This window comes from Natranaerofaba carboxydovora, from assembly GCF_022539405.1.
Taxonomy (GTDB): domain Bacteria; phylum Bacillota; class Natranaerobiia; order Natranaerobiales; family Natranaerofabaceae; genus Natranaerofaba; species Natranaerofaba carboxydovora.
This window is the reverse complement of the sequence record NZ_CP054394.1, coordinates 809201-832207: the sequence shown is the minus strand read 5'-3', so window position 1 is coordinate 832207 and position 23007 is coordinate 809201. Positions and strand designations below refer to the sequence as shown.

Here is a 23007-nt window from a genome sequence, read left to right as displayed (position 1 = left end):
AAAGTTGATTCTGGTGCAAAAAGTCTATTCACAAAAGTAAAATGTTTTAAATTGATACATCTAAGGTTCGTCAGCAATCGAGATAAGCCTTCCAAATCTATGAACTCATCCTGAGTTCGATTAGCTAATGACTTCCTGTCATTAGACCTTATTTCTCCTGCTGCCTCACCAAGATGTATTGCAATTAAAAACTAAACTTTGTTCATATAACTTTTTGCACCAGATTAAAAGTTTTGTTTTTAAAAAGTTATAACATCAAAAATGGATTGTTCTTTTTCTCGTGCTTAACACTAGTTGCTTCTCCGTGGCCAGGATATATGACAGTATCATCATCTAATTTGTCAAGAACTGTTTTGATTGAGTTCAGAAGAGTGTTTTGATTCCCTCCGGGAAGGTCTGGCCTTCCAATTCCTTCTCTAAAGATTGTATCCCCGGAGAATAAAACATCATCTTTTAATAGACATATACATCCCGGAGAATGACCAGGCGTATGTAGAACTTTTAGCGATATATTCCCAAATTCAATAACATCTCCATCAACAACTTTTCTGTCAGGTTCAGGCCCTTCTATATGATCTCCCGTAAATGAAGAAAGGTTAAGATTTGGACTCATAAGAAACTTTTCGTCATCTTCATGTATAACAAGCTTCGCACCAGTATGATCTAAAACATATTCATTTCCTGCTATGTGGTCACTATGTGCATGGGTATTAATAACCCATTTTATTTCTAGTCCTTCTTTTTCTACTTGATCTATTATTTCTTTATCTCTACCACCCGGGTCTATTATAGCTCCTTCTTTAGTTTCTTCACATCCAATAACATAACAGTTTGCCCCAAGGGGGCCAGCCATAATTCTTTTAATTATCACATAAATCACTCCTTCGTTGTCAAAAGTTTTTGTTGCTATCTAATAATAATGTAACAGGACCATCGTTAATAATTTCAACTTCCATATATTCTTGAAATGTTCCTGTTTTTACAGGCAAATTATATTTTTCTCTAATCGTCTCACAAAACACCTGGTATATTTTTTCAGATTCATCAGGACTTAAAGCTTTCATAAAGTTAGGTCTTCTACCTTTTCTAGCATCTCCTAGCAAAGTAAACTGACTTATTACAAGTAGCTCACCTTCAACATCAAGGACAGATAAGTTCATTTTTCCATTCTCATCTTCAAAAATTCTCAGGTTGACTACTTTGTCTACCATATACTCAATATCCTCTTTATCATCCCCCTCTTCTATACCTAACAGTACATTTAACCCATATCCTACTTCTCCAACTTCTTCATCGTTAACCTTTACAGAAGATCTTTTAACACGCTGTAATACTGCTCTCATGGTAAATTTCCTCCTTTATCCTAAGGCACCACTCTTTGTACTTTATAGACATTTTTTACTTCACTTAATTTATCTATTACAAGCTGCAGGTGAGAATGATTTCTTACAATAACAGTCAAACTTACAGTTACGGCTCCATTACTGTTAGATTTACCTTGGATAGCTGTCACAGGCACTTTAAGGCTTCCTAACATATCCATTATATCTCTAATCAAATGCGGTCGATCCATAGAAAATGCCATTATATCAACAGGGAAATTACCTTCTTCCTCTTCATTATCCCAATAGACAGGAACTGTAGTCTCGTTTTTTGATAATCTATTTTTAGCATTAGGACAGTTCTTTTTGTGAACAGATATCCCTCTTCCCCTTGTTATAAAACCTACGATTTCCTCACCGGGTAGAGGGCAGCAGCATTTCGCGAATCTTGTCACAATATTATCTAGACCCTCAACAGATACTGAATTCCTGGTTTTTCGCCTCGGTTTTTCTTCTGTTAAGACATCTTGAATAACTTTTTCTTCTGTCTTTTCTTCTTTTTGATCTTCTCCTTCTTCTCTTTCTATTATATCTTCAAGCCTTCCTATAACATAATTAACAGTAATCCCACCATAACCAACAGCAGCTAGTAGATCCTCTGAAGACTTGAAATTATACCTGGTACCTATCTCTTCTAAATAGGATTCTTTTAGAACCTTAGATGGCGTATAGTTCAGTCTTTTTAGCTCTTTTTCTAACATCTCTTTACCTTTTTGGATATTTTCATCTCTTTTTTCTCGTTTAAACCACTGTCTTATTTTGTTCCTTGCCTGAGATGATTTAACAATATTTAACCAGTCTCTACTGGGCGAAGCCTGTTTAGATGTCAAAACTTCTACAATATCACCATTTTTTAACTGATAATCAAGGGGCACTATCCTCTCATTTACTTTAGCTCCAATACATGAGTTGCCAACCTCTGTATGAATCCTATACGCAAAATCTAAAGGCGTAGATCCAAGGGGTAGGTTTATAACATCGCCTTTGGGGGTAAAAACAAAAACCTCATCCGAAAAGAAATCTATCTTTAGGTTCTCCATAAATTCTTTGGCGTCTTTCATATCCTTTTGCCATTCAAGAAGCTGACGTAACCAGGATAACTTTTCCGCAAACTTTTGATCCCCTTCTTGTTCGTCTTTGTATAACCAGTGTGCTGCTATACCATATTCAGCAACTTTATGCATTTCCCAGGTCCTTATCTGAATTTCTAATAGCTGCCCTTCAGGGCAGATCAGAGTCGTATGAAGAGATTGGTACATGTTTGGCTTTGGGACTGCTATATAATCTTTAAAGCGTCCTGGTACAGGTTTCCACATATTATGAAGTGACCCTAACACTTCGTAACATTCTTTTATGTTGTTTACTATAATTCTTACAGCAGTAAGGTCATAAATCTCATCAAGGTCTTTTTCCTGGCGCTTCATCTTTGTATAAATACTGTATAAATGCTTGGGCCTTCCCTGGATCTCAGCTTCAATTCCCATTTCATCTAGTTTTTCTTTCAAGATACCTTGGATCTTTTTAAGATATTCTTCTCTTGATTGCCTTTTGTGAGCGATCTGCCTTGCAAGATGAAAATACTGCTGCGGTTCTAAATATCTAAAAGCCTTATCCTCTAACTCCCATTTGATCATTGATATACCTAATCTGTGCGCCAAAGGAGCATATATTTCAAGCGTTTCTTTAGCTATTTTTTTCTGTTTACGTTTTGGTAGATGGTCCAAAGTCCGCATATTATGAGTTCTATCTGCCAGCTTTATAAGTATGACCCGGATATCTTCTGCCATAGCCAAAAACATTTTTCGCAAATTTTCTGCCTGTCTTTCTTCCTTGGATTTAAATTCTAGTTTACTTAATTTGGTAACACCATCCACCAGAAGGGCTATCTCGCTTCCGAATTTTTCCTCTACCTCTTCCTTCGTCACTTCTGTATCTTCAATCACATCATGTAACAATCCAGCGCAAACAGTAGGCAAATCAAGTTCTAATTCTGCCAATATAAAGGCAACTTCCAAAGGATGATAAAAGTAGTCAATGCCAGATACTCTTTTTTGACCACTATGAGCATTTTCAGCAAATTCATACGCATCATCAAGTAACTCCAAACCGGAGTCAGAGGTATAATTCTTTTTAATTTTTCTTCTTAGCCTTCGATACTTTTTTACTGTCAATTTTATCATCCTTTAATATTAAGCTTGCCAAGCTAATGTTAATTACATTCCAAACAGAACTAACTAAGTAAGTAAGTCTAAACTCATGTCATCAAAAAATATTTGGTATATTAAAGCAGCAGGTGAGTTCAAAAATTTGTCTTCCCACCAATTTATCTTTGTAAGCCTATTTTTTTCTTGTTTATACGTCTTTGACACATTAAAATCAATTTGTTCTAGACTTTCACTTTTTCTTTTTCTTTTTATCATATAAGAATTATTATTTTCTTTTAAAACATCAAGTTCTGTGAAAATATCTAAACACTTATTAATGAGCCTCCAGGTAGTACCTGGAAATGAGCTTTCGATAAATAATTTTTTTATTTCTTCTATGTCTATTTCACTACTATTGTTTAAGTGAAAAATTCTGTTGTATACCCAAATAAGTTTATCCTTTGTCGGAATAGAAGCCTTCCATAAATAATCATTTTTGTTCTTATCTTCATTGCAGTACAGCAAATATATTTTTTTAATCTGCATTTTTCTCAAATTTTTTCTCAAAGCTTCCCCATCAAATGGAAGATCAAATAAAATTAAGGTATCTGATTTAATAACTGTATTAGACAAATTATTAAACTTCACAATATTGGTATTTTCCTTTTTATTTTTAATTTTATTAAGGTTGCTTCTTAATACTTTCTCAGTCTCTTTCGTGTTCACAAGAAATGTTGACCCTTCTTTTAACTTCTCTAAAACTTTTCTTTTATCACAGTTTCTATAGTCTTCAATAATTTTTTCACATTCATCATGCTTTATGTCTACAATTTGTAAGTCTACTGATTTTTTTTGATTGAAATTATTAATTTTGGGGGTATAAGCAACATTTATATAAGAATCTTTTTTAACATTAGGAAGTTTTGTTACAGCATTAAACCATATCCCATCATAGTTGTACTGTCCATCATATAGAGAAAGTTTAACATGCTCTTTGTTTTTACCGACTCTTTGTAAATGATCAACTTTCATAACAGAACTTAACACCGGCTTTGGATTTCCTATTCCAAAGGGCGCAAGCAGATCTATCTCTTCAACTAGTTTGTCAGTAATATAACACGCAGGAACAGAGATGTCTACATTTATCGAAGGTATCAAGTCATTGCTAGAGAGTTTCTCTCTTGCGTAATCATTTAACTTTTCTCTAAAAATGTCAATTTTGCAAGTTTCTAAAGTAAGACCTGCCGCAAGCTTATGTCCTCCATACTTTTTTAATAAATCCTCACATTTAGAAAGTCCTTCAACCATATTAAACGAAGATATACTACGACAAGAACCTTTAGCTTCATCACCGTCTATAGTAAGTAAAACAACAGGTTGATAAAATTCTTCCAATATTTTTGAAGCGGCTATCCCAATAACACCTTCATGCCAATCCTCTTTGCCAACTACAATTACATAGTCTTCTCTATGATAGTCATTTTTAAGTATTTCTTCCCTTGCTTCTTCAAAGACTTTTTTCTCTAACTCCCGCCTTTCATCATTTTCTTTAGATAAATAATCTGCTCTTTCATAAGCCTTATCATAAGATGATTCCTCTAACAAAAGTTTAACAGCCAGTTCCCCGCTCTCAAGTCTTCCCGCAGCATTTATTCTAGGCGCAATTACAAAGGCAATATTCCCTACATTAAGGTTTTGATCATTGAGCCCCGCTATATCTGTTAGAGCTTTAAGGCCTGTTCTATTTTGTCCAAAGTTTTTCAAGCCTCTAATAACAAAAAACCTGTTTTCGTCAACCAGGGGGACGAGGTCTGCTATGGTACCAAGGGCTACAAGATCAAGGTAAAATTCTAGTTCTTCCCTTATAGAAGAATTATTTTGATAAACCAGCACAGCCCAGACCAGTTTTAAACAAACACCGACTCCACTAAGTTCTTTAAAAGGGTAGTCTGATTCTTTTCTTTTGGGATTAATAACTGCAATAGCCGGAGGTAGATCGCCAAGTTGCTCGTGATGATCTGTTATTATAACATCAGTACCATTTTCATTTAACCACTCAACTTCTTCTACAGAATTTATGCCACAATCAACCGTTATTAATAAATCTGGAAATTCACTGGTTCTATTCAGGGCATCAAAGGTGAGCCCGTACCCTTCAGAAAATCTATCTGGAATCAAATAACGTGCCTTACCACCATTTTTATTTATAAAACTACATAGTAAAGACGTGGCACTCACACCATCTGCGTCATAATCTCCATAAACCAGAACATCTTCTTTATTTTCTAGTGCCTGCTTTAACCTTTTTGCCCCTTTGTCAAGATCTATTAATAAAAAAGGATCATGGAGGTTTTCCCAGGCAGGATTCAAAAATTTTTCTATTTCGTTTTCATCAAGCATATTTCTATTTTCCAGTAATTTATTAAGAATTCTAGAATAACCATTTTTGTCTGACATTTCTATGGTTTTATCCAATAATTCATTGCTAAATTCCCATTTGGAATAAGGTCTTCCTGGTTGTTGCAAAGTAATAACTCCTCTCCCCTACTAATCCCTTAAGCTTATCTTCTATGCTTCAGAATGTGAAGAAGCATTAAATTTCTTCTTACTGCCTAACCTATCCTGTAAAATCAACCAAACATTTGGCGCTAGAAAAATTGATGAATAAGTCCCAATTATTACACCAAATAATAAAGCCGCAACAAAAGGCCTAATAGTAATTCCACCAAATATAAATAAGCTTCCAAGTACAATTAAGGTCGTAAATGATGTATTAATTGATCTAGTTAAAGTTCGTTTAAGACTCATTTTAACGACTTCTTCTTTTTTATAATTTTTATATAGATTCAAATTCTCGCGTATTCTATCAAAAATCACAATAGTATCGTTTATTGAATAACCCATAATTGTTAAGAGGGCAGCAACAAATGCAGTTTCAATTTCAAATTGAAAAATTGAAAATAATAAAAGTACAAAGAAAACATCATTAATTAAAGCAATTATCGCACTTACAGCAAAATTAAACTCAAATCTAAAGGTTATATATAAGATTATAGCTACCACAGCAATGCTTAAGGCTATAATCGCCTGCTGCCTTAACTCTGCACCAATAACCCCACCAACATTGTCACTTCTCAATATAGAATCTTCAGTCATCTGGGGCCAAACCTGCTGCATACTGTTAAAAATTTCATTTCTTTCATCTTCATCCAAAGAAACTGTCCTTATTACCACTTCGCTTTCTTCACCTTCGCCTCCGGCTTTTTGAATTACACTGTCCTCTAAGCCATGATTTTGAAGTACTTCTCTTATCTCTTGTGTTTCAAACTCTTCACCTATCTCAAAGTGCAAAATACTTCCACCGGTAAAATCAATCCCGAAGTTAAGCCCCCTAATCAAAAACATAATCAAAGTAAGAACAATAATTACACCCGAAATAGAAATCCAGTTTTTTCTTTTATCTATAACCTGATCTATAAAATTCATTGTAAAACTCCTTTACACACCAAAATATTTTGTGTTTTTTACCATTCTTGTTTGAACAAGTGTTTTTAAAATAAACTTCGAAAATATTATAGCAGTGAACATGCTGGCCAATATTCCTATTGTTAATGTAACTGCAAAACCTCTTACCGGACCTGTACCAAAATAAAATAGTATAGAAGCACCGATAAGGGTTGTAACATTAGAATCCAATATAGTTGAAAGTGCCTTTTTAAATCCAGAGTCAACAGATGTCCTCAAAGTCTTTTTATCCCGAAGTTCTTCTTTAATACGTTCAAAAATAATAACGTTTGCATCAACCGCCATCCCAATTGATAACACAAGTCCAGCTATGCCGGGTAGAGTAAAGGTTGCACCTATACCTATCAGAACCATAAATAATATTATTAAATATAATCCCAGGGCAAAACAGGACATTATACCTGGTAGGCGATAAAAAGCCACCATGAATAAAAGCACAAGGCCAAGGCCAATACTTGCAGCAACAACACTATTGTCAAGTAATTCAGCACCAAGGGTAGGGCCTACCGTTCTTGTTTCTAGTTCATTTAATGTTACAGGAAGGGCTCCTGTCCTTAGCATCAGTGCAATATTACTTGCTTCACTGATATCACCTACATTCTCTATTGAAGCATTACCACCTGTTATAGGCTCATTAACATTAGGAGCAGATATAACTTCATTGTCAAGTACCATTAATATAGGTTGGTTAACATATTGAGTAGTTGCCTCAGCAAATTTATCTCTGCCTTCTGAAGTAAATTCTATCCCCACAAAAGGCCTACCCTGAGGATCATAAGACGCAGATGCATCCGCCAAGTCATCTCCAGTAAGAAGGGGCTCGTGTCTATCTAATACTTCCTGTGAAATAACTTCTGTTTGCTCTTCTTCCTCCACTTCTCTAATCACATCTGCATCAAAGTCAGGATCGTCCAAAATTTCTGGACCAAAAAATTTTAACTGAGCAGTCCTTCCAATAACTTCCATAGCTTCATCTCTGTCCAAATCCTCGCCTGCAAGCTCGATCCTAATCCTGTTTCTACCTTCTCTTTGTAGAACAGGCTCACTTACACCGAGTTCATCCACTCTACTTCTAATTACAGTCATAGCCCTTTCAACAGCATCGTCCTCATCTACTTCATCATCTACGTCTTCTGCTTCAAGAAGTACATATACCCCACCAGCTAGATCAAGACCAAGATTAGCATTATCCCTCACATAAGATGACGTAGGATATAAAAGACCTACTACCAAAGCTAAAATAACGATTAAAAGAAAAAACTTATTCCACTTGATCATATTTACACCTCATTACAAATTAATTTTTAATCTAAAACTAGCTATTGATTCTGGTGCAAAAAGTCTATTCACATAAGCTATAGTGTTTTTAATTGATACATCTAAGATTCGTAAGCAGTCGAAATAAGGTTCCCTAATCAAAGAACTCGTCCTGAGTTCGATTAGCTAATGACATCCTGTCATTAGACCTTATTTCTCCTGCTTTTCATCAAGATGTATTGCAATTAAAAACAAAACTTTGTTCATATGACTTTTTGCACCAGAATCACTATTATTTTAGTGTTTTCACAGAGAAGCTTCTAAGCCTGTTTAGAGCAGAAGCAATTTCAAAAGGGCGAAATCTGGCATACTCCCCTGGATGTTCTCCTCCTTTAAACTCCGATATAATATCTAAACCTTTGTTATCAATATCTTCCATTATTTTATCAATAGATTCTTTTAGCGACCATCCATTTTTTAAATAATTTTTATAAAGATAATAAATAGCTTCTCCTATGGCTCTGGTCTGGCTCTCATCCACCAGTTGCTCTACATCTTGAAGAAGTATCTCTTCTATACCATATTGAATCTGGTGAAGTCCCCTTTGCTTTATTTTCTTCTTTTTACCTTTTCTTGGATCAAGACCGCCTGCTGCAGGTGTTCTAAATAATACCTCACCAAAATTATCTCCACCTTCTAAAGATCTTTTAGTTTCGTAATCTTTAGCAATATCTTTTGCCTCTTTAGTAACTTCGTATGCTTCATAATTATCCATCATTATAACACTATCAGAAACATCAAAGTAGTCCCCTGAACCACCTACAACAAGCACAGTACTAACACCCAGGTCAGCATACATTGAACGAATTTTGTCAATAAAGGGAGTAATAGGCTCTTTATCCTTAGCTACTAGGTTTTGCATCCTTACATCTCTAATCATAAAATTTGTTGCTGAGGTATCCTCATCCAATAGTAAAGCTTTAGCTCCCATCTCAAGGGCTTCCATAATGTTTGCGGCCTGAGAGGTTGAGCCACTTGCATCTTCGCTTGAGAAGCTTTTGGTATCTGCACCATGAGGCAAATTGTTTATAAAAGGACTTATATTTACTTTTTCAACTTTGCGTCCATCTTCAGCTCTTATTTTTACAGATTCCTCTAAAGATACCACAAGTTCTCGTCCATCACCGGGAAGGTGATTATATATTCCCCTTTCGATAGCTTTCAAAAGTGTGGATTTGCCGTGATAACCTCCACCTACTATCAAAGTAACTCCTTCTTTAACACCCATTCCTTTCACTTTGCCACGATTTGGCAGTTCTATTTCAACTTCCAAATTAGAAGGGGATTGAAATTTGACAGCGCCTTTAGTTAATGGCCTATCATCTACTCCACTTCTTCTTGGCAAAATTGCGCCATTACCAACAAAAGCTATATATCCACTATTCTTTAGATAATCTCTCAGGTAATCTTGATCTTCTACAACTGCTACGTGCTCTTCAAGTTTTTGAGGTTCAAAAGATTCATAAAGCAAAGATTCTTTAACTATATCGGTAATCTCTTTTTCAAACATCTCGGCACATACTTTACCTAGAATTTTCCTGCCTTTGGCAGGCAGTCCAACTACAAATCTTGCTTCCACATATTCATTTGTCACAACCATTGAAGTTCTCTCCAAAACTTCCTGTTTCCCAGAATCAATAGCGATCATGCCGCTTTTACCAGTACCTTTTCCTCCTTTTGATTTGTTACACGCTTTAGAAAAAGCCCTGGTCAAATAATCTTCAAGGGCAACTTTTCTGGATTTGTTGGCAAAAAGCTTCTCAGGAAAATTAGCTATACTCATAGGAACCCTGAAACGTAACTTGGATGGGCTAGCAAAAGGATCCCCCTGGACATAATCTATATATAACGTGCCTTCAAGGTAATCATACTGACCTTGGATATCCTTATAAGCTTTATACCCTTTTCCATCTATCCGATTAAGTGTTTTAAGTAAGTATTCTAAATCAGCCATAAATAGCACCTCCTTACAGCTTTTTCATAGCTTACTTTAATCATCTACCACAGATATAGCATCTGATATAGCTATCTCTTTAAAAATTTCCGCTTTACCAATTTCCAAAGGCAGGATAAAAGGAATTACACTACCCCGTCTTTTTTTATCAGTAGCAAAATATCTTTCCATATCTTGGGGTACAAATTTCTCTGGCAAAGGAGGAGGGTTAAGTTCATTGATAATTTCATAGATCTCATTTTTATCATTTTCTGATAATATACCCTGTTCAAAAGAAAGCCTTGAAGCAAATATTATCCCCCACATTACAGCCTCTCCATGCTTAAAATAAGAGTACCCTGTCATCCCTTCTAAGGCATGACCAAAAGTATGACCAAGATTTAGAAGCTGTCTTATACCATGGTCTTTTTCGTCCTGCTTTACTATCTCTGCCTTAATCTCACAAGCCCTACCAATTATCTTTACAAGGTCCTGTTTGCTTTTTTTACTTTCTAAAGAAGAAAATTTGTCTAAGTAGTCCTTAACAAAATAAAAATAATCCCGGTCTCTTAGTATAGCAGATTTAACCACCTCAGCCAAACCGGCATTAAACTCTCTCTCTGGCAGGGTTAACAAAAAGTTTAGATCCATTAAAACAGCTTCAGGATGATAAAAACTTCCTATTAAGTTCTTTTGCATAGGATGATTGATAGCAACTTTTCCACCTACGCTGCTATCGACCTGAGCTAATAGTGTAGTTGGCAGTTGTAAAAATCTTGTTCCCCGCATATAAGTACTAGCCACAAATCCGCACAAATCACCTATCACACCACCGCCAAAAGCTACAAAAAATGAATCCCTGTCCATCTGAAAATCACAGGCTTCATCATATAATTCACTAGCATTTTTTAGGTTTTTTGTTTCTTCTCCGCCGGTAAGTACCTTCCACCTAAATTCTAAACCTTTCTTCTCTTTAATCTTATAAAAAATCTCTTCTACTTTTTTATAATACAACCCGTATACATTTTCATCAGTAACAATTATGGCCTTAGAAGCACCTTCTAATAATTCTTCAAGTAAATATAAATTATCAAAGCCTATCTTAATCGGATAGGTTTTTTCAGGTGTTTTTACATTAATCTCCATTTATTAAACCTCCCTTAAATAGGCCAGATAAGCTTCATAAGAGCGCTTAAGTTCTTCAAATGAATCTCCACCAAACTTTTCTTTAATTGCCTTACATATTTCCCAGGCTATAACATTCTCTGCGATTACGCTGCATGCAGGTACAGCACAGCAGTCTGATCTCTCAACACTTGCTTCAAAAGCTTCTTTGGTATCTAAAGAAACACTTTTAAGTGGGGTATAAAGAGTTGGTATGGGTTTCATTGCACCTCTTATAATAAGAGGTGCCCCATTAGTTACTCCTCCTTCTAATCCTCCAGCATTGTTTGTCTTCCTACGAAAAGATTTTTCGCTTTTAGAATAATATATTTCATCATGTACTTTAGAACCAAAAAGCCTACTGCTTTCAAATCCTAAACCAATCTCTACTCCTTTAACTCCTTGAATACTCATAATAGCACTACTTAGTCTTCCATCTAGTTTTTTATCCCAGTGCACATAATCTCCAATTCCAGGTGGCAGACCATTTACTATAACTTCAAAAGTACCTCCAAGGGATTCCCCTCGTTCTTTTGCTGTATCTATTTCTTTTTTCATCTTTTCAGTAACATTTTTATCAAGACATCTGGTTTCAGAATCATCTGCTGATTCATAAAAGCTGTCACCAGCTATATCATTAATAGAAACAGATCCTATCGACAACACATGACTTGAAATGCTTATATTTAATTTATTTAGAAGCTCTTTAGAAAGCCCTCCAATGGCAACTCTTACTGCTGTTTCCCTGGCACTTGCTCTTTCTAGGACATTTCTAATATCTTTATGACCATATTTCAAAGCCCCGGAAAGATCAACATGACCGGGCCTTGGTTTTGTCACACTTTTTTCTTCTATTAAACTTCTACTCTTATCATCCTCTTCTCCTTCGGGGTCCATAACTTCCTTCCAGTTTTCATAATCTTTGTTTTTTATCTGAAGGGTAATGGGAGTCCCAAGGGTCTTTTTAAGCCTAACACCGGATAGTATGTCTACTTCGTCACTTTCTATTTTCATTCGTCCGCCTCTGCCGTAACCCTGCTGTCTTCTTTTTAGCTCATTATTTATATTTTCCGGTGATATTTCCACCCCTGACCAAAACCCTTCTATTATCGCTGTCAAGCACGGACCGTGGGATTCCCCTCCACTAAGGTATCTTAAGCTCATACTTTTGTCCTCCTAATATTAATCATCTTATTTGCATTATAACTAAAATCTATACCCTTCAAAACTTAATATTTTTCTTTTTAACTCTACTCCGCTGGAAAATCCTCCTAAACTTCCATCTGTTTTGACCACCCTATGACAGGGGATTACTAAAGGTAGTGGGTTTTTACCCACAGCGTTTCCTACGGCACGAGAGTAATAAGACTTTCCTTTTAACTTCAGAGAAAGCTCTTTGTACGTGGTTAGCTCTCCTAGAGATATTTTCTTTAACTCTAACAATACTTCCCTTGTAAAATCAGACGTCCCATCAAAGGCTAATTCAATAGTAAAAGTTTTTTCCCTTTTGTTAAAATAATCTTCTAGCTGTTTTTCTAATTGTGGAAAACCTGCTTCATCAAGCTCTTCACAAGAAAAACATCCTGCAGGTCTTTGACCAGGCAGGATTACTTCATACAAGACATTTTTATCATGGATAAAACTAATCACCCCAAAGGGGCTGTTATAAGTTAACTTATACATATATGACCTCACCCACCATCACTAGTGAATATAATATATTCTTAAATATAATACATAAAACCATCCTGCTTTTTATTTTGGTAGTCCTCACATAATTTATTAAGATCGAGCTTTTCTAGCGATTTTTTCATTTCCTCCTGCAGATCATAGTACATCTCTTCAACCACCTGTCTTATTTCTGGGTCTTTTTCCTCTTCCTTTTTGGCTTCACTATTTTTCTCCACGAAAGCATCCGAAGTCTCAAAAGGAGCAACTATTTCCCATACAGAGATCTTTCCAGGCGGCCTATTTAGTTGATAGCCACCGCTAGCACCTCTAGAGCTTCTAATTAGATTTTCCTTTTTTAAGGGAATAACTAACTGTTCTAAGTATTTTTCGGAGATACCAAGAACATTAGAAGCCTTTTTCAGAGGAACAATCCCCTCTTCAAAATTAATCGCTAGATAAAGAAGAAATTTCACAGCCCAGTATGATCTGAGAGTTAGTTTCAATTTATCTTATCCCTCCTAAATCTTCTACACAAAAAGGTTTTCTTTTACTAAAACCATAAATTATATTTGTTTCTAGTCCCAAACGTTTTAGCTCTTTAAAAACATTGCTAAAATTATAAGCCACATCATCAGGGCTATGGGCATCTGAGCCAAATGTCAAAGGAACGTTTCTTTTAACAAGTTCTTTAATAAAAGTTAATGAAGGATACTGCTCTTTCACAGGGTGCCTCCACCCCGCCGTATTTATTTCAACAGCAAGGTCTGCTCCAGATAAGACCTTTGCTATCTCACGATATATTTCATCCAAAGATAATTTTTCAGGATGACAACCAAATTTTTTGATCAGGTCAATATGAGCTATTATATCAAACAAACCTGAACTAGCAAGGTTTTTAACTTTTTCAAAATACTTAATATACAAATCATCTATAGATCTATCGGCAAAAAATTCTTCTTGCCCTGGCTTACTAAAATCATAACCATCTATAAAATGAATAGAACCAATTATATAGTCCCACCTATTATCATTAGTATACTTTCTTAACATATCTTCTATATCTTCCTGATAGTCCATTTCAATTCCGGTTCTGATTTTAATTTTGTCTTTATATTTGTCTCTTAGCTCGTTTATGTCTGCAAAATACTCTTCTAGCTCCTCATACTTCATTGAACAAATAGTATCATCAGAAAACCCTAATACATCCATGGGAAAGTGATCGCTAAAACCTATCTCCACCAGTTCTTTATCTATAGCTTTTTTGACATAGTCCTCCATCTTCCCGTTAGCGTGACCACATCTAGAAGTGTGAATATGATAGTCAAACAACATTGATCTCCTCATTTCTTTTTCTATGCTTACTTATGTGAATAGACTTTTTGCAGTAGAATTATGATTTATCTTTATGCCTTTTCTTTAATTCATCTATTACATCTGCCAGAGAAACATCTGTACCTTCTAAAGATAGTAGTAAGTGGAAAATTAAATCAGCTGCTTCATGTACAATTTCAGTATCATTTTTATCTTTAATTGCCATTATAAGCTCTGCAGATTCTTCTCCGATTTTCTTTAATACATTGTTCTCCCCTTTATCATTTAATTTTACTACATAAGAGCTTTCAGGTCTTTTTTCTAGTCTATCTTTGATAACTTTCTCTAGATAATAAAACATATCTTCAGAGTTTTCACTAATAGCTTCGCCTTCTTTATCATTATGTACATCTATAGCATGATTGTCAAAAAAACAGGTCTCTTTTCCTGTATGACAAGCTGGCCCGAGGGGTTTTACATAAATAAGAAGAGTATCACTATCACAATCAACAGCTATAGAAGTAACTTTTTGTTTGTTGCCTGAAGTCTCGCCTTTATTCCACAGTTTATCCCTGGATCTACTGTAAAACCAAGTGTACCCTGTGTCTACTGTCTTTTCTACAGCTTCTTTATTCATATATGCTAACATCAGCACTTTATCTGTTTCACTATCCTGAACTATTGCAGGTACTAATCCGCCTTTAGAAAAGTCTATTTTATTTAATAATGCATCTTTTTGATCACTCAAAGCTTAACTTTCACCCCTTTGTCATACAGATATTTTTTTAAATCTTCAATTTTTATTTCGCCGTAATGAAAAACTGAAGCAGCAAGGGCACCTTTAGCTTTTCCTTCAGTAAAAGCTAAATAAAAGTCTTCAATTTCCCCAGCTCCACCTGAAGCTATTACAGGAAGGGTTGATTTATCAGCTGTCAAAGCAGTCATTTCAAGATCATATCCGTTCTTACCACCATCACAGTCAATGCTTGTAAGAAGTACTTCCCCTGCTCCTTTTTCTTTCACTTCTTTGGCCCACTCTTCAAGCTTTAAGCCTGTACTTTTTCTTCCTCCTGAAGTATAAACTACAAATGACCCAGCTTCTCGTTTGGCATCTATAGCTACTACTATTTTTTCACTCCCGAACTTTTCTGCCCCTTTTTCAATTAGCATAGGGTCTTTAACTGCGGCGGTATTGATGGACACTTTGTCAGCTCCGGCAGCAAAAATGTTCTCCATATCCTCTATAGAACCCACTCCTCCACCGACTGTGAACGGAAGTGATACGTTTTTTGCTACCCTTTCTACCATCTCAAGGCTTGTTTTTCGCTCCTGCCAGGAAGCATCTATATCCAAAAATACAAGCTCATCTGCCCCTTCTTCTTCATACTTTTTAGATAATTCTACAGGATCTCCTGCTAATTTTAGATCTACGAACTTTACTCCCTTTACTACTTTACCATCTTTAACATCAAGGCAAGGTATTATCTTTTTATAGTTTTTGGCATCCGTATCCGCACTCAATTGTTAATCACCTCCAAAGCCTGTTCCAAAGTAAATTTTTTCTTATATAATGAAGTCCCTACAATAACTCCATCAAAATTATCATGGGTAATTTTTTTGACTGATTCTAAATCATCTAAACTGCTTATCCCACCTGACAAAATTATTTTCATATCTGTTGAGGACATTATTTCTTTGATAAGCTCTACATTTGGCCCCTGCAGCGAGCCGTCTTTACTTATATCAGTAACTATGATTCTTTCTAGTCCTAATTTTTCAAGTTTAGTTACAAAATCATTGATCTCTGTATCTGAGGTTTCTGTCCAGCCTTTTATCGATACCTTCCTATCCCTAACATCAACACCAACCACAATTTTATCTCCAAATTCTTCAAGGCAATCTCTAAGAAAACCTTCATCGGAAAAAGCTTTAGTGCCAAGTATAATTCTATCCACACCTATATCAACAAGTTTAGTTATTTTTTCTTTATCTCTAATACCTCCACCTACCTGAATAGGTATATCAATGTTTTTAATTATATTTTCAATTACCGGAAAGTTTTTGACATCACCAGAAAACGCTCCGTCCAAATCCACAATATGAAGCCTACTTGCTCCTCTTTTCTGAAAGTTCAAAGCCATCTCCGGAGGATTATCACTAAACACCTGCTTTTTATCCTTTTTTCCTTTGTAAAGACGCACACAACATCCATCCATCAAGTCTATCGCTGGTATTAATTCCATTAGTTTTAACCTCCTAGCTTTATCATATAATCCACGGGTCCTCTATCATTTTTTGTTACGCCACCGTAGTTCCCTGGCAAAAGTTTATCTCTCATACCATAAGCGAGTTTTTAATTTGTATCTTTTTACAAATTCTAACGAGGCGTTGGTATGAGTGATAAATTTATGTGAATAGACCTTTTTGCAGTTAGAGCCTCCCTTTAGTAGAAGGCACCCCTTCATCACCCAGACTCTTGCTTACAGCTTCTTTTATGGCTCTGCCAAAACCTTTAAAAATAGCTTCTGCTATATGATGGCCATTTTCACCGTCTAGTTTTTTGATATGCAACGTTAAACCACTTTCCCTTACAAAAGCCTCGAAAAACTCCCTGATTAGCTCTACATCAAAATCACCAATTTTCTCAGTAGGAAAAGAAACATCAAAATTCAAATAAGACCTTCCTGAAAAATCCAAAGCCACCAAAACTAAAGCTTCATCCATTGGTAAGATCATACTGCCATATCTATTTATATTTTCTTTTTTCCCAAGGGCTTTCTTGAAAGCTTCTCCCATGACAAGGCCAACATCTTCAACTAAATGATGATTATCAACTTCTATATCCCCATTAGCTCTTAACATCACATGCATCCTGGCATGATAGGAAAGTAACTCTAACATATGGTTAAAAAACCCCGAGGGAGTTTCAATATCAACTTTTCTTTCTCTATCTAAAGAAAGGTATAAAAACACTTCTGTTTCACTGGTTTTTCTATCAACTTTAGCGTCTCTTTCTTTTTTGTTACCTTTTTGCTCCATTACTATAACCTCCCTTTTACACCAATTCACAATGCGGATTCTACTGCAAAAGTCATATGAACAAATAAAAACACTATGCTTATGTAAATAGACTTTTTGCAGTAGAACCAACTCACTAAATAACTTTTTTAAGCTGTTTTAAAAGATTATTTATTCTATCCCTTTTAATTTGATAACTACCCTGATTTGCAATTAGCCTGGTAGTTATTTCAGTTATAGTCTCAACCTCTTCAAGGTTATTTTCCTTTAAAGTACTTCCCGTAGAAACAAGATCTACTATTTGATCCGACAAATTTAATAATGGTGCAAGTTCAATAGAGCCATGTAACTTTATGATATTTACATTTTGACCTTTTTCTTTGAAATATTTTTCTGTAATCTTTGGAAATTTACTAGCAACTGTAATCCCTTTCGGGGTAATATCTTTTTCTTTAGCTAGAACCATTCGACAGTAACCGATTTTTAAATCTAAAAGTTCATAAAATTGTGAATCAGATTCAATAAGTATATCTTTACCCACAATACCTAAGTCAGCCGCTCCATTTTCGACATAGATAGGCACATCATCAGGCTTTGCCAGAATAAAATCAGTATTATTAACCTTATCTTTAAGTATAAGCTTTCTACCCGGGTCTTCCATTTCCTCTAGATTAAAGTCAACTTTTTTTAATATCTCCATGGTCGGTTCTAGTATTCTACCTTTAGTAAGTGCTATGGTAAAGCTATCATTATTTCTCAACAACCGCTCCCCCTTTTTATTTGTTCTACTTTAACGTCATTCTGTTTAATATAATGAAGTTCTTTTGCATTCAAGTTAGCGGCTCTTTCTTTTGCACCTTCATAGTTGTCCGGAGATAAGTCCATTATCAATGAGAGGTTTTGATTTCTTTTATCTTTCGCATACGAAATTGCTACATTCTTTAAGCCTTTTACATAGCTTTCATAACTCAAATAGATATCCGCCTCTCTATTATCTTCTTTATCATAGGTAGCAACATCTAGTAGCTTATCCATAAAGAAAGCAAAACCGGTTGCAGGTAGGCTTTCACCATAAAAACTCATAAGTTCATCATATCTTCCTCCACCAAGTAAGGGAAAGCCCGTTTTACTAGAATACCCTTCCATCAAAAATCCTGTATAATAACCAGGCCTTCTAAGAAGGGACAAATCAAAGCTAACTTTATTTAACAAACCATATCTATCTACAATTTCAAAAATTTCATCCAGCTCTTCTAAGCTTTTCAAAAGTTTTTTGTCAGAAAATTTATTCTTTAATTCACTAAGCTTTTGCCTGTCTCCCTGATATTCAGGGAGTTCTTCAAGGATGGATTTAAATTTCTTACTAAGATCTAACCCAGAAACAATATTTTCATATTCAACTAAGTTTCGCCTGTTTAAAACATCTTTTATTTTCTCCTGAATCTCTACATCTAGCTCTAAAACTTCAAGGAGATTATCCATAAATCCCACGTGTCCAATAGAAATAATAAAGTCCTCTAAACCCATTACTTGTAGACCTTCACACGCTAGTGCAACTATCTCGCCATCACAGAAAGGACCTTTTTCACCGATTAATTCTACCCCCGCCTGGAAAAATTCTTTTCTTTCTCCCTTTCTAGGTGTAGTTATTCTAAAAACAGGCCCTTGATAGCAAAGGCGAAGGGGCAAAGACTCTTCCCTTCCAAAATAGGTTGAGGCAAGCCTAGCTACCGAAGGAGTAAAGTCAGGCCTAAGGGAAAGGGTATAGCCCTTTTCGTCTGAGAACTGAAACATTCTATAATCTTTTTGAGACTCATGATAAGTTTTAGCATACTCTATCATAGGAACTTTAACTTCATTATAGCCCCATAATTCAAAAGTCTTTATAACTTTGTTTTCCATTTCCCTTATTTTCTTTGATTTATTAAAAAGATAATCCTCTACACCTTCTGGTTTTTGCAAAAACTTCATGGTAATCATCAAACCTCCATTTATTCATTTATTATTTGCTCATACATCTTTTCATATTGGCGAACTACATTGTCCGCATTAAATAAGTCAAGTGCTCTCTTTCTAGAACCTTTGCCCATTTCTTCTTGGATCTTAGAATTTTTCAAAATATAAACAGCTCTATCTGCCATTTTATCTATATCACCAACATCAGCTAAATAACCCGTAACACCATCATCAATCACTTCAGGTAAACCTCCTGAGTTTGTAGCTATCACAGGTACATTAAAAGCCATTGCCTCTAAAGCAACAAGGCCAAAACTTTCTTTCTCTGAAGGTAAAAGCAGCAAGTCTGATATAGCCATAAGTGAGTTGATCTTGTCCTGTTTCCCTAAAAATTTAATTTTGTGTTCAATACCAAATTCCTTAGCTTTCATCTCAGCTTTTCGCCTGTCTACTCCATCTCCAACCATCAATAGTTTGCTAGACACTTCTTTCTGTATCTCGTTAAAAATCTTTATTACATCTAAAACCCTTTTAACTGGCCTAAAATTAGATATATGTATTATTAATTTTTCATCCTCTAGATCAAGTTCTTCTTTCAAGTCGGGGTTCACATCTACAGGATTATATTCTTCAGGGTCTATGAAGTTATATATCACTTCCGGGTTCTGATTAATTTTAAATATATCTTTGGTCACATTTTTAAGATCCTTAGAAACACAGGTCAAGGCATCACTTTTTTCCATTCCATACTTTGTTATCTCAAAAAAAGATGGATCATTGCCTACAAGGGTTATATCAGTTCCGTGCAAAGTAGTTACTACTTTTGGCTTATTTTCCTGTATCATATCCTTAGCCAGGTTAGCACAAATTGAATGAGGTATCGCATAATGAGAATGAATTACTTCTATTTCGTATTCTTTAACTAGCTCAGCAAGTCTACTTGATAGAGCTAAGGAGTAAGGTGGATATTTGAACAATGGGTAAGATGGGACATCTACTTCGTGAAAATAAATATTTTGATAGAAATCATTCAAACGAAAAGGCAGTTGATAGGAAACAAAGTGAATCTCATGCCCTCTCTTAACTAACTGTTTACCAAGCTCAGTAGCAACTACTCCACTTCCTCCATGGGTTGGATAACAAATCATAGCAATCTTCATAGTTCTAACCCCCAAGCAGCGTCAAATCATTAGCCTTACAGGCTTTAACCGGAACAAGCCCTTCCCCAAATTCAGAATCTACAAAATACCCCATATATCTATCTCTAGCTTCTATCCTCTTTAACAGGTCAAACTCTGTAAGCCTTGTCATTTTTGCTTCTTCCATTAAGCCAAGCTGAGATCTGTGGGCAGCTATACTTTCTAATTTAGTTTCTTCATACCCTGTAGTATCTACAACTAATCCAGGGTTTTGTGGTTGACCCAAAAAATAATAATAAAAGTTTTTTGGTCTAAATTTTTGCCCATCCACCGGATATCTTTCAAGTCCTGATAAGTGAGCAGCCCTTTTAACCAATTTACTTGCATTTATATGATCAGGGTGATGGTCTTCATAAAACGGTGCTAAAACTATCCTGGGACGATATTTTCTGATTATACCAATAACTATATCAACATATTTATCAGTTTCTCTGACAAATCCATCTGGAATTTTGGCATTTTCTCTTACCTCAAGCTTCAAAATTTTTGCTGCTTCATTTGCTTCTTCTTTTCGAAGTTCTATATCACCATTTGTGGACATTTCACCCTGTGTCAGATCACATATTCCTACTTTATAACCTTTATCAGCATGAAGAGCAAGAACTCCTCCTATTCCAATCTCACAGTCGTCAGGATGTGCCCCAAAAGCCATAATATCTAATTCCAAGTTTTTTCACCTCGCAAGTTTTCTTTAGAGCCAGATAATTAGAGCGAAATAATTTGTAAGTTCCATGGATTTACTTCTTTGTCTAACAACTCCGTAACAACCCTATCATCATAATATAATAAATATTCTCCCATGCTATAAAACCTTTCCTGTAATTTATCATTAGGATAAATGTTCATTTTCAGTTTGCTTAACTTATTATTCAAGTCCTTATTGTTTTGCTTATTATAGTGTTTTGATTTGTCTTTCAAGTAATCTAACTGCTTTTTCATATGGTTCCAATTTTTTTCTCCAACCTGTCTGATTTTCGAAAACTCCTGTTCAAGTTGTAAAAGAAGATTTTCATGCTCTTCTTTTATTTTTTGCGTAATATCCCCAAACAAATCATCTATATCAATTGAAGAGCATTCATTAATTATCTTATCTTTTTTCGCCTGCCATTCAAAAAAGATATCTTCAAGCTTAATATCGTAATTATCCATAATTTCTTTCATTTCAGGTTCAATTAATACAAATCTTTCCCTTGGATATATTAGTGGCATTTTCATATCAAAGGATTCATATACACCCTTAAGCTGGGAAAAGTACCCTATTTCCCCTGGCCCTGCAACATACGATAGTGTAGGAAAAATATAATCCTGCAAGGCAGGTCTCAAAGCTACATTAGGGCTAAAGCATGCTGGATTATTTTCAATTATGTTTTTTAATTCTTTTTCTGAAAAACTATATTCTTCATCTCTTGTTTTATATTTTTCATCCTCATATATAAGAGCTTTTCTGTTATTTTCATTATAAAATAGACCAGTGTGGTTTTTTTGTAGGTTAATAACTGGCTTATAACCTGCTTTTTTTACAAGATTTTCTTTTTTATTCACTTCTCCATAGACTCCATTTTTAAAATCTACAGCTTTCAAAAAAATATCTTTTGACATCTCACGCATCTCTTCTAGCATTGGATCTACTATCAAAAGTCCATACTTGGAAAATAAACTCATTAAAATTCTAGCAGTCCATTCTGGTAGATAGTTAGACTTTTTAGCAGCATCTCTATAATTTTTCATCCATTTATCAAAATACTCCGGCTTATCTTCTAAGTCAGTTCCGCAAACAAAATTTTCAATGTTATTTAATAACTTCGTTGCTCCATCATTAAGTAAAACTTCTCCAATTGAAGAATTAGGTTTTTGGGTAAACAAATTAAAACTTTCTATTTTGCCCCTTAAATTTCTCAGATTTATACTGTTTACTTCATCTATATCATGATCTTCAGAAGCTAGCCAAAAAATAGGCACCACATTTTTGCCTAGTAGTTTTTCCTGTTTTTTTGCCAGTTTTATTGCTGTAATCGCTTTATAAATAGTATATAAAGGCCCACTAAGAATCCCAGGCTGCTGTCCTGTAATTACCACAACACTTTCAGGATCTTTTAATTTTTCGATCGACTTCATTACCTGAGGATCATCGCTTATTTCTTTATTGTAAGCAGATAGACAGTTAACAAGTTTTCTGCGTCGATCAAGAGGATAGTCCGCTACTATTTCTTGATATCTAGATCTAAATGAATCCTGTTCAAAAGGATTTAATCTATAAAAATTTCCTATTTTATCGCTAAAGTTTAGATAATCTACGAAAATTTCAGGGTAGAGAAACTTAGTATATTGCAACTTATTCACTCCAATCTTTAATAGAAAGATCAAAAACTAAAGTTGTCCCGTTTATA

Annotated in this window: 21 protein-coding genes; all 21 read right to left on the bottom strand. The window is 35.0% G+C overall.

All coding sequences use genetic code 11. From position 1 onward, the window contains the following. Positions 1 to 247: 247 nt before the first annotated feature. Positions 248 to 871 (bottom strand): MBL fold metallo-hydrolase, encoded by a 624-nt coding sequence (locus tag ACONDI_RS04015; protein WP_241080196.1) that lies wholly within the window; start codon positions 869 to 871, stop codon positions 248 to 250. 19 nt (positions 872 to 890) lie between these two features. Next, positions 891 to 1343 (bottom strand): D-aminoacyl-tRNA deacylase, encoded by a 453-nt coding sequence (gene dtd / locus ACONDI_RS04010; protein WP_241080195.1) that lies wholly within the window; start codon positions 1341 to 1343, stop codon positions 891 to 893. Between the two features lie 20 nt (positions 1344 to 1363). Beyond that, entirely contained in the window at positions 1364 to 3562 is a 2199-nt protein-coding gene (locus ACONDI_RS04005) for a RelA/SpoT family protein (RefSeq protein ID WP_476739058.1), read from the bottom strand. Between the two features lie 54 nt (positions 3563 to 3616). After that, entirely contained in the window at positions 3617 to 6052 is a 2436-nt protein-coding gene (gene recJ, locus ACONDI_RS04000) for a single-stranded-DNA-specific exonuclease RecJ (protein WP_241080193.1), read from the bottom strand. A gap of 42 nt (positions 6053 to 6094) precedes the next feature. Continuing rightward, complete coding sequence (gene secF, locus ACONDI_RS03995; RefSeq protein ID WP_241080192.1) at positions 6095 to 7012, bottom strand: protein translocase subunit SecF; 918 nt, start codon at positions 7010 to 7012, stop codon at positions 6095 to 6097. Between the two features lie 12 nt (positions 7013 to 7024). After that, on the bottom strand, positions 7025 to 8329 hold the full coding sequence (gene secD / locus ACONDI_RS03990; RefSeq protein WP_241080191.1) for a protein translocase subunit SecD: 1305 nt from the start codon (positions 8327 to 8329) through the stop codon (positions 7025 to 7027). Between the two features lie 271 nt (positions 8330 to 8600). After that, positions 8601 to 10322, bottom strand: a complete 1722-nt coding sequence (locus tag ACONDI_RS03985) for an ABC-ATPase domain-containing protein (RefSeq protein WP_241080190.1) — start codon at positions 10320 to 10322, stop codon at positions 8601 to 8603. 36 nt (positions 10323 to 10358) lie between these two features. Next, positions 10359 to 11447: a 3-dehydroquinate synthase gene (gene aroB / locus ACONDI_RS03980; RefSeq protein WP_241080189.1), complete on the bottom strand. Its 1089-nt coding sequence runs from the start codon at positions 11445 to 11447 to the stop codon at positions 10359 to 10361. A gap of 3 nt (positions 11448 to 11450) precedes the next feature. Further along, complete coding sequence (gene aroC / locus ACONDI_RS03975; protein ID WP_241080188.1) at positions 11451 to 12629, bottom strand: chorismate synthase; 1179 nt, start codon at positions 12627 to 12629, stop codon at positions 11451 to 11453. A 42-nt stretch (positions 12630 to 12671) separates the two neighbouring features. Then, positions 12672 to 13148, bottom strand: a complete 477-nt coding sequence (locus ACONDI_RS03970; RefSeq protein ID WP_241080187.1) for a methylated-DNA--[protein]-cysteine S-methyltransferase — start codon at positions 13146 to 13148, stop codon at positions 12672 to 12674. 41 nt (positions 13149 to 13189) lie between these two features. Further along, a complete protein-coding gene (locus ACONDI_RS03965) occupies positions 13190 to 13639 on the bottom strand; it encodes an RrF2 family transcriptional regulator (RefSeq protein ID WP_241080186.1) in 450 nt (149 codons plus the stop codon). Position 13640: 1 nt separating this feature from the next. Next, positions 13641 to 14468 (bottom strand): histidinol-phosphatase HisJ family protein, encoded by an 828-nt coding sequence (locus ACONDI_RS03960; RefSeq protein WP_241080185.1) that lies wholly within the window; start codon positions 14466 to 14468, stop codon positions 13641 to 13643. 58 nt (positions 14469 to 14526) lie between these two features. After that, complete coding sequence (gene hisIE, locus ACONDI_RS03955) at positions 14527 to 15195, bottom strand: bifunctional phosphoribosyl-AMP cyclohydrolase/phosphoribosyl-ATP diphosphatase HisIE (protein ID WP_241080184.1); 669 nt, start codon at positions 15193 to 15195, stop codon at positions 14527 to 14529. After that, positions 15192 to 15968, bottom strand: coding sequence for an imidazole glycerol phosphate synthase subunit HisF (hisF, locus tag ACONDI_RS03950; RefSeq protein WP_241080183.1), 777 nt, complete (start codon positions 15966 to 15968; stop codon positions 15192 to 15194). The genes hisIE and hisF overlap by 4 nt, the downstream gene beginning before the upstream one ends. Further along, positions 15965 to 16690, bottom strand: a complete 726-nt coding sequence (hisA, locus tag ACONDI_RS03945; protein ID WP_241080182.1) for a 1-(5-phosphoribosyl)-5-[(5-phosphoribosylamino)methylideneamino]imidazole-4-carboxamide isomerase — start codon at positions 16688 to 16690, stop codon at positions 15965 to 15967. Before hisA ends, hisF begins: the two co-directional genes overlap by 4 nt. Before the next feature lie 187 nt (positions 16691 to 16877). Then, positions 16878 to 17486 (bottom strand): imidazoleglycerol-phosphate dehydratase HisB, encoded by a 609-nt coding sequence (gene hisB, locus ACONDI_RS03940; protein WP_241080181.1) that lies wholly within the window; start codon positions 17484 to 17486, stop codon positions 16878 to 16880. Between the two features lie 115 nt (positions 17487 to 17601). After that, on the bottom strand, positions 17602 to 18225 hold the full coding sequence (gene hisG, locus ACONDI_RS03935; RefSeq protein WP_241080180.1) for an ATP phosphoribosyltransferase: 624 nt from the start codon (positions 18223 to 18225) through the stop codon (positions 17602 to 17604). Next, positions 18222 to 19436 carry an ATP phosphoribosyltransferase regulatory subunit gene (hisZ, locus tag ACONDI_RS03930; protein WP_241080179.1) on the bottom strand — a complete coding sequence of 405 codons (1215 nt, stop codon included), beginning with the start codon at positions 19434 to 19436 and terminating at the stop codon, positions 18222 to 18224. The genes hisG and hisZ overlap by 4 nt, the downstream gene beginning before the upstream one ends. A gap of 20 nt (positions 19437 to 19456) precedes the next feature. Next, positions 19457 to 20581: an N-acetyl-alpha-D-glucosaminyl L-malate synthase BshA gene (gene bshA, locus ACONDI_RS03925; protein ID WP_241080178.1), complete on the bottom strand. Its 1125-nt coding sequence runs from the start codon at positions 20579 to 20581 to the stop codon at positions 19457 to 19459. A gap of 4 nt (positions 20582 to 20585) precedes the next feature. Next, on the bottom strand, positions 20586 to 21287 hold the full coding sequence (bshB1, locus tag ACONDI_RS03920; protein ID WP_241080177.1) for a bacillithiol biosynthesis deacetylase BshB1: 702 nt from the start codon (positions 21285 to 21287) through the stop codon (positions 20586 to 20588). Between the two features lie 38 nt (positions 21288 to 21325). Beyond that, positions 21326 to 22951 (bottom strand): bacillithiol biosynthesis cysteine-adding enzyme BshC, encoded by a 1626-nt coding sequence (gene bshC / locus ACONDI_RS03915; protein ID WP_241080176.1) that lies wholly within the window; start codon positions 22949 to 22951, stop codon positions 21326 to 21328. Positions 22952 to 23007: the final 56 nt, after the last annotated feature.